The organism is Promicromonospora kroppenstedtii DSM 19349 (genome assembly GCF_000515355.1).
In the GTDB taxonomy this organism is placed as follows: Bacteria; Actinomycetota; Actinomycetes; order Actinomycetales; family Cellulomonadaceae; genus Promicromonospora; species Promicromonospora kroppenstedtii.
Genome location: NZ_KI911761.1, coordinates 39,268 through 47,370, shown reverse-complemented (window position 1 = coordinate 47,370; position 8,103 = coordinate 39,268). Strand labels below are relative to the sequence as shown.

The 8,103-nt window shown below is 71.4% G+C and carries 7 protein-coding genes; 3 read left to right on the top strand and 4 right to left on the bottom strand.

Annotation, left to right across the window (positions count from 1 at the left end):
- The 4 genes from PROKR_RS28790 to tkt all read right to left on the bottom strand — a co-directional run.
- A partial coding sequence (locus PROKR_RS28790) for a glucose-6-phosphate dehydrogenase assembly protein OpcA (RefSeq protein WP_036970906.1) occupies positions 1 to 568 on the bottom strand: 568 nt, incomplete at its 3' end.
- Positions 565 to 2,127, bottom strand: a complete 1,563-nt coding sequence (gene zwf / locus PROKR_RS28785; RefSeq protein ID WP_036970903.1) for a glucose-6-phosphate dehydrogenase — start codon at positions 2,125 to 2,127, stop codon at positions 565 to 567. The genes PROKR_RS28790 and zwf, both read right to left, overlap by 4 nt.
- Positions 2,124 to 3,272, bottom strand: a complete 1,149-nt coding sequence (gene tal / locus PROKR_RS28780) for a transaldolase (protein ID WP_051433473.1) — start codon at positions 3,270 to 3,272, stop codon at positions 2,124 to 2,126. Before tal ends, zwf begins: the two co-directional genes overlap by 4 nt.
- A 40-nt stretch (positions 3,273 to 3,312) precedes the next feature.
- Positions 3,313 to 5,418 (bottom strand): transketolase, encoded by a 2,106-nt coding sequence (tkt, locus tag PROKR_RS28775; protein WP_036970901.1) that lies wholly within the window; start codon positions 5,416 to 5,418, stop codon positions 3,313 to 3,315.
- A gap of 334 nt (positions 5,419 to 5,752) precedes the next feature.
- On the opposite strand from tkt, the gene PROKR_RS28770 reads away from it, so the two are divergent.
- From PROKR_RS28770 to PROKR_RS37725, 3 genes are all read left to right on the top strand, one after another.
- Positions 5,753 to 6,733: a heme o synthase gene (locus PROKR_RS28770; RefSeq protein ID WP_084800755.1), complete on the top strand. Its 981-nt coding sequence runs from the start codon at positions 5,753 to 5,755 to the stop codon at positions 6,731 to 6,733.
- Between the two features lie 267 nt (positions 6,734 to 7,000).
- Positions 7,001 to 7,786: an HpcH/HpaI aldolase/citrate lyase family protein gene (locus tag PROKR_RS28765; RefSeq protein ID WP_245606014.1), complete on the top strand. Its 786-nt coding sequence runs from the start codon at positions 7,001 to 7,003 to the stop codon at positions 7,784 to 7,786.
- 68 nt (positions 7,787 to 7,854) lie between these two features.
- Positions 7,855 to 8,103: site-specific integrase (locus PROKR_RS37725; protein WP_036970897.1), on the top strand; the 249-nt coding region annotated here is incomplete at its 3' end.

The following is an 8,103-nucleotide window of genomic DNA, read 5'->3' as shown; positions in this document are numbered from 1 at the left end:
GCGGCTGCTCGACGGCGGCCGCGATGAGCGCCCGCCACAGCGTGACGCGCGCCCACGCGAGGTCGGTGTCCCCGGGGGCGTACGTCCCGGCGAGGTTGCCCAGCATCTCCTGCGGGTGCTTCGCCGTGGTGCTGTCGATGATCCGGCGGGTCGCCATGGCGCCCACCGGGTCCTGCGACGGCACCTCGGGCGCCTCGCGCGGCCACCAGGCCACGATCGGCGCGTCGGGCAGCAGGAGCGGCATCACCAGCGTGTCGGCCCGCGCCAGGAGCGGCTTGGAGGCACGCAGCACCACCACCTCGGAGGCGCCGGCGTCACCGCCCACGCGGATCTGCGCGTCCAGGTGCGTGCTGCTGCCCTCGGTCGCCGGGGCGACGACGATGACGCGGCACGGGTGCTCCCGGCTCGCGTCGTTGGCGGCCTCGACCGACTCCTCGATGTCGCCCTCGTCGGCCAGGACCACGAGGGTCAGCACGCGGCCCAGGGCCACCGCGCCGCCCTCGTCGCGCAGGCGCACCAGACGCTTGTTGACCTGGTTGGTCGTGGTGTCCGGCATGTCGATGATCACGGTCGCCTCCAGACCCTGCCGTCGCGCTCCATCATGGCGTCGGCCGACGGCGGACCCCAGGTGCCGGAAGCGTAGGGCTCCGGCTGACCCTTGCGCGCCCAGTAGGACGTGATCGGGTCGAGGATCTTCCAGGAGAGCTCGACCTCCTCGCGCGTCGGGAAGAGCGGCGGGTCGCCGAGCAGCACGTCCAGGATGAGACGCTCGTAGGCCTCGGGGGAGGACTCGGTGAACGAGTGGCCGTACCCGAAGTCCATCGTCACGTCACGCACCTGCATCGCCGTGCCCGGCACCTTGGCCCCGAACCGCATGGTGACGCCCTCGTCGGGCTGCACACGGATGACCAGGGCGTTGTTGCCGAGCTCGGACGTCAGCGACGTCTCGAAGGGCAGGTGGGGCGCCTTCTTGAACACCACGGCCACCTCGGTGACGCGGCGGCCCAGGCGCTTGCCGTGCCGCAGGTAGAACGGGACGCCCGCCCAACGGCGGTTGTCGACGTCCACCCGGATGGCGGCGAAGGTCTCCGTGGTGGAGTCCTTCGCGATGCCGTCCTCCTCGAGGAAGCCGGGCACCTCCTCGCCACCCTGCCAGCCGGCCTCGTACTGGCCGCGGGCCGTGTGCTTGCCGAGGTCGTGGGGCAGCCGCACCGACGAGAGCACCTTGATCTTCTCGGCCCGCAGCTCGGCGGCGTCGAAGTTGCGGGGCTCCTCCATGGCCACCAGCGCCAGGAGCTGGATCAGGTGGTTCTGGATGACGTCGCGCGCGGCGCCGATCCCGTCGTAGTACCCGGCGCGGCCACCGATGCCGATGTCCTCGGCCATGGTGATCTGGACGTGGTCCACGTAGTTCGAGTTCCACAGGGGCTCGAACATGGTGTTCGCGAAGCGCAGCGCCAGGAGGTTCTGGACCGTCTCCTTGCCCAGGTAGTGGTCGATGCGGAACACCGAGTCCGGGTCGAAGACCTTGGACACGACCGCGTCGAGCTCCTTGGCGCTGGCCAGGTCGTGCCCGAACGGCTTCTCGATGACGACGCGCCGCCAGGCGTGCACGCCGTCGCCGTCCGCGTCGTCGTCGGGCCGTGACAGCCCGTGCTTGGAGAGCTGCTCGCACACCACGGGGAACGCCGACGGCGGCACCGACAGGTAGAACGCGTGGTTGCCGCCCGTGCCGCGCTCCTTGTCGAGCGTCTCGACGGTCTCACGCAGGCGCTCGAACGCGTCGTCGTCGTCGAAGGAGCCCTGGACGAACCGGATGCCCTCGGCGAGCTGGCGCCACGTGGCCTCCCGGAAGGGGGTACGGGCGTACTCCTTGACGGCGTCGTGCACCACCTGTGCGAAGTCCTGGTCCTCCCAGTCGCGCCGTGCGAAGCCCGTCAGGGCGAAGCCCGGCGGCAGGAGGCCGCGGTTGGCGAGGTCGTAGACGGCGGGCATGAGCTTCTTGCGCGACAGGTCGCCCGTCACGCCGAAGATCACGAGTCCGCTCGGCCCCGCGATGCGCGGGAGCCGCAGGTCGAGGGGGTCGCGCAGGGGGTTGACCCCCTGCGCGATCTTGGCCGGCCTCACCGCTCGCCGCCCCCTGCGCCGGCCCCGTCGAGGCCGGTCTTGGTGGTCGTCAGGAGCTCGTCCCAGCTGACCTCGAACTTCGTCACGCCCTCGTCCTCCAGCTGTGCGGTCACCTCGTCCATGGAGATGCCCTGCGCCTCGACGGCCGCGATGGTCGCGGCCGCCTGCTCGCCGGAGCCGGTCACGGTGTCCGCGAGGACGATGCCGTGGTCGGCGAACGCGTCGAGCGTCTTCTCGGGCATCGTGTTCACGACGCCGGCCACCACGAGCTCGTCCACGTACATCGTGTCGCGGTAGGCCGGGTCCTTCACGCCGGTCGACGCCCACAGCGGCCGCTGCGGCTGCGCGCCGGCCGCCGCGAGGGCGGCCCAGCGCTCACCGGAGAAGACCTCCTCGTAGGCGGCGAAGGCCAGGCGGGCGTTCGCGATGGCGGCCTGCCCGCGCAGCGCGAGCGCCTCGTCCGTGCCGACGGCGTTCAGCCGCTTGTCGACCTCGGAGTCCACGCGGGACACGAAGAACGACGCGACCGAGCCGATCACGGACAGGTCATGTCCGGCCGCCTTGGCCTGCTCCAGGCCGGCCAGGAACGCGTCCATGACCGCCCGGTACCGCTCGATCGAGAAGATCAGCGTCACGTTGACGCTGATGCCCTTCGCCAGGGTCGACGTGATGGCCGGCAGGCCCTCGACCGTGGCGGGGATCTTGATCATCACGTTCGGCCGCGCGACGGTCTCCCACAGCCGTACGGCCGTGGTCTCCGTCGCCGCGGTGTCGCGCGCCAGCCGGGGGTCCACCTCGATGGACACGCGGCCGTCCACGGCGCCGGTGGCGTCGTAGACGGGGCGCAGCAGGTCCGCGGCGTCGCGCACGTCGTCCGTGGTGATGCGCTCGACCGCGGACTCGACGTCGGACCCCGCGAGCTCGCTCAGCGTGCCCGCGTAGGCGTCGCCGTGCGCGAGCGCGGCGGCGAAGATCGTGGGATTGGTCGTCACGCCCACGACGTTCCTGCTGGTCATGAGCTCGGCGAGATTGCCGCTGCGCAGCCGCTCACGGGACAGGTCGTCGAGCCAGATGGCGACACCCGCCTCGGACAGCCGCTCGGTGGGGCTGACGTTCTCGCTGCTGTCGCTGGTGCTGTCAGTCATCGTGCCCTTCCTCTCTCGTGTCCAGGTGTTCCGGCGCGGTTCAGGACGCCGCCTCGATCGACTCCTTGGCGGCCTGGGCGACCGCCTCGGAGGTGATGCCGTACTCGGCGTAGAGCGTCTTGTAGTCCGCCGAGGCGCCGTAGTGCTCGAGCGAGACGATGCGGCCGGCGTCGCCGACGACCTCGCGCCAGCCCTGCGCCACGCCGGCCTCGACCGAGACGCGGGCCTTCACGCCGGACGGGATGACCGACTCGCGGTAGGCCTCGTCCTGCTGGTCGAACCACTCGCGCGAGGGCATGGAGACCACGCGGGCCTGGATGCCGTCGGCAGCGAGGATCGCGCGCGCCTCGACGGCGAGCTGCACCTCGGAGCCGGTGCCCACGAGGACGACGTCGGGCGTGCCGTCGGTGTCCAGGAGCACGTAGCCGCCCTTGAGGGTGCCCTCGGCGCCGGCGAAGCCGTCGGTACCGCGCGGGTACGTGGGCACGTTCTGCCGGGTCAGCACGATGCCGGCCGGGTTCTTCGTGTTCTCGAGGATCCCGCGCCAGGCCCAGGCGGTCTCGTTCGCGTCCGCCGGGCGGACGACGTCGAGGTTCGGGATGGCGCGCAGCGCGGCGAGGTGCTCGACCGGCTGGTGGGTCGGGCCGTCCTCGCCGAGGCCGATCGAGTCGTGCGTCCAGACGAAGGTGGTCGGGATGCTCATCAGCGCGGCCAGGCGCACCGAGGCACGCATGTAGTCGGCGAACTGCAGGAACGTACCGCCGTAGGGGCGGGTCAGGCCGTGCAGCACGATGCCGTTCAGGATCGAGCCCATGGCGTGCTCGCGGATGCCGAAGTGCAGGGTGCGGCCGTAGGGGTCGCCCGGGAACTTCTTGGTCGCGTGCTCGGTCGGCACGAACGACGGCACGCCGTCCATGGTCGTGTTGTTCGAGCCGGCGAGGTCGGCGGAGCCGCCCCACAGCTCGGGCAGCACGTCCTTGAGCGCGGTCAGCACCTTGCCCGACGCCGCACGGGTCGCGACGCCCTTCTCGCTCGCCTCGAACTCGGGCAGCGACTCGGCCCAGCCCTCGGGCAGCTCGTGGGCGCGCAGGCGCTTCAGGAGGGCGGCCTGCTCCGGGTTGGCCTCGGACCAGGCGGTGAAGGCCGTCTCCCAGGCCTCACGCTCGGTGGCCTGCCGCCGGGCGACGGAGCGCGTGTACGCGAGCACCTCGTCGTCGATCGCGAACGTGGCCTCGGGGTCCAGGCCGAGCGCGGACTTGAGGCCCTTGACCTCGTCGGCGCCCATGGCCGAGCCGTGGATGCCACCCGTGTTCTGCTTGGTGGGCGACGGCCAGCCGATGATGGTGCGCAGCGCGATGATCGACGGCTTGCCGGTCTCGGCCTTGGCGGCGTCCAGCGCCGCGGCCAGCGCGTCGGTGTCCTCGGCGTAGCCGGCGCCGCCCGAGGTCCAGTCCACGCGCTGGGTGTGCCAGCCGTAGGCCTCGTAGCGCTTCAGCACGTCCTCGGTGAAGGCGATGTTGGTGTCGTCCTCGATCGAGATCTTGTTGTCGTCCCAGATCACGATCAGGTTGCCGAGCTGCTGGTGACCGGCCAGCGACGAGGCCTCGGAGGTCACGCCCTCCTGCAGGTCGCCGTCCGAGGCGATGACGTACACGTGGTGGTCGAACGGGGACTCGCCGGGAGCGGCGGCCGGGTCGAGCAGACCCCGCTCGCGGCGCGAGGCGAACGCCATGCCGACGGAGGAGGCGAGGCCCTGGCCCAGCGGGCCCGTCGTGATCTCGACCCCGGCGGTGTGGCCGAGCTCGGGGTGGCCCGGGGTCTTGGAACCCCAGGTACGCAGAGCCTCGAGGTCCTCCATCTCCAGGCCGTAGCCCGCGAGGAAGAGCTGCAGGTAGATCGTCAGCGACGAGTGTCCGGCGCTCAGCACGAAGCGGTCGCGGCCGATCCAGTCGGGGTCCGACGGGTCGTGGCGCATGGCCTTCTGGAAGAGGAGGTACGCGGCCGGCGCGAGCGAGATCGCGGTTCCGGGGTGTCCGTTGCCCACCTTCTCGACGGCGTCCGCGGCCAGCGCCTTGATGGCCTTGACCGCTCGCTCGTCGAGCTCCGACCACTCAAGGGGCTTCAGCACGGGGTCGAAAGCGTTCACGAGTCCTCTTTCTCTCCGCCGGCGGCCCTCGTCCTGGTCCGGAGAGCGGACGCGCTGGAGAGCCGCGCAGCGTGCGTGCGGCGGCGGCGGGATGCCTGCCGCCCTTCGTTCGATGGCGTCAACAACCCTATACGCGCGCGTAATCCGTTGCGCAGGGCTGTCCACGGACTGTTCGTCCCGGGCTGCGGCGGACAAATCTCACAGGGCCGGACCGGAATGCGGTGCGCGACCCGGTCACCCCGCGACGTACCATGGGCACGCACCCGACCGGCAACAGCGCCGACCAGGTGCGTTACCGACTTCCAGGACCCTCCCGAACGGAACTGCGACGCGCGTGAGAACGAGCCACCCGACGACCGGCCAGACCGCGCGTCCCCAGACGTCCGGGCACGACGCACCGGACGCCGCCGTCGAGCAGCGTCCCGGGGGCTGGTTCATGCGCCGCGCCGGCGCCTACGTCGCCCTGACCAAGCCCCGCGTCATCGAGCTGCTGCTCGTCACGACGGTGCCCACCATGATCCTGGCCGCCGACGGCCTGCCCAGCTTCTGGCTGATCGTCGCCACGCTGATCGGCGGCGCCGGCGCCGCCGGCAGCGCCAACGCGTTCAACATGTGGTGGGACCGGGACATCGACCAGGTCATGAACCGCACCAAGAAGCGCCCGCTGGCCACGGGCGAGATCACGCCGCGCGCCGGCCTGGTGTTCGCCTCGATCCTCGGCCTGCTGTCGCTCGCGTGGTTCGCGCTGGTGATCAACTGGGCCGCGATGTGGCTCACGCTCGGCGCCATCGCGATCTACGTCGTGGGCTACACGATGATCCTCAAGCGCCGCACCCCGCAGAACATCGTGTGGGGCGGTATCGCGGGCTGCATGCCGGTGTTCATCGGCTGGGCCTCGGTCACCGGCGGGCTGAGCTGGGCGGCGCTGGCGCTGTTCGGCATCATCTTCTTCTGGACGCCGCCGCACTACTGGCCGCTGTCGATCAAGTTCAAGAAGGACTACGCGAACGCCAACGTGCCGATGCTCCCCGTGGTCAGCGACGACAAGCGCGTCGCGGCCGAGATGGTGGGCTACACGATCGCGATGATCGCCTGCTCGCTGGCGCTGACCCCGCTCGCGGGCATGTCCTGGGTGTACACCGTGGTGGCCGCGGTGCTGGGCGGCTGGTTCCTCTGGTCCACGATCGCCATGCTGCGCCGGGCGCAGGGCAAGGCCAGCGGCAAGCTGGGCGCCATGAAGGTGTTCCACGGCTCGATCACGTACCTGTCGCTGCTCTTCGTCGCGGTCGCGGTCGACGTCTTCCTGCCCTTCTGACCACGCCGTCCTGGGGCCCGGACCAGACCTCTGCATAGCGGGGGTCATGATTCGGCCAGGCCACTTGTCGCCGCCTAGGCTGGGCGCGTGACCGAGACCCCTGCCGACCGAACCACCGAAACCGCAGACCAGCCCACCGCGCAGTCCGCGGGCTACTCGTCGGGCCTGCCGACGGCGTCCGCCGTCGTCCCCGAGAGCGACCTCGCGCCCCGCCGCGCCGCGCGCGAGAAGTCGCGCGTCGCCCCCGACTACGCGCGGGCCTGGCTCCTGCTGTCCGCCATGCGCACCGAGCTCTTCGACAAGGCGCAGCTCTCCCGGGCGGACCAGGTCATCCTCGACTGCGAGGACGCGATCGACGACTCGCTCAAGGACGAGGCACGCGAGAACGTCATCCGGTGGATCAAGAACGGCGGCAGCGCCTGGGTCCGGATCAACGACCGCACCGCACCCTCCTGGGCCGACGACGTGGCCTACCTGCGCGGGCTCGAGGGCCTCAACGGTGTGATGCTCGCCAAGACCGAGAGCGCGGACGACGTCGTCGACACCGCGCAGCGGCTCGGCGGCGACGTGCCCGTGATCCCGCTCGTGGAGTCGGCCCTCGGCATCGAGGAGGCCGTGCACATCGCCCGGGCGCGCGGCGCGTTCCGGCTCGCGTTCGGCTCGGGCGACTACCGCCGTGACACCGGCGCCGCCAACGAGCCGATGGCCATGGCGTACCCGCGCACCCGCCTCGTGGTCGCCAGCCGCATCGGGGGCCTGCCCGGCCCCGTGGACGGCCCCACGGTCGGCTCCTCGCACGCGCTGCTGCGCGAGCAGTCGGCCGACGCCGTGGGCCTCGGCATGACCGGCAAGCTCTGCCTCGACTTCGAGCAGTCGGCCGTCATCAACGAGTCGTTCGCGCCGACGTCGTCCGACGTCGCCTGGGCGGTCGACTTCTTCGCCGAGTTCGAGGCGGCCGGCTCCGTGATCCGAGACGGCAGCGACAAGCCGCGCCTCGCTCGTGCCCAGGTGATCCGCTCGCGGGCCGAGCTGTTCGGGATCAACCCCTCCTGACCACCGGTGGGTGCCGCCTCCGGCGCGCCCCGCCCGCTTCACCCGCCCCCGCTCGGCATGATGGGCCGGTGTCCTCAGCACTGGCCCATCCGTCGTTCCGTGAGAACCACCCCGGCCCGCCGCCCACCGCGGTCGAGACCGGTCGGCTCGACCGTGCGCTGCGGGACTACCTCGCGCACCTGAGCGTGGAGCGCGGCCTCTCGGCCAACACCGTCGCCGCCTACCGGCGCGACCTCGTGCGCTACGTGGCCTACCTGGACACGGCCGGCCGCAGCGGCCTGTCCGGCGTGACGGAGTCCGACGTCACCGCCTTCGTC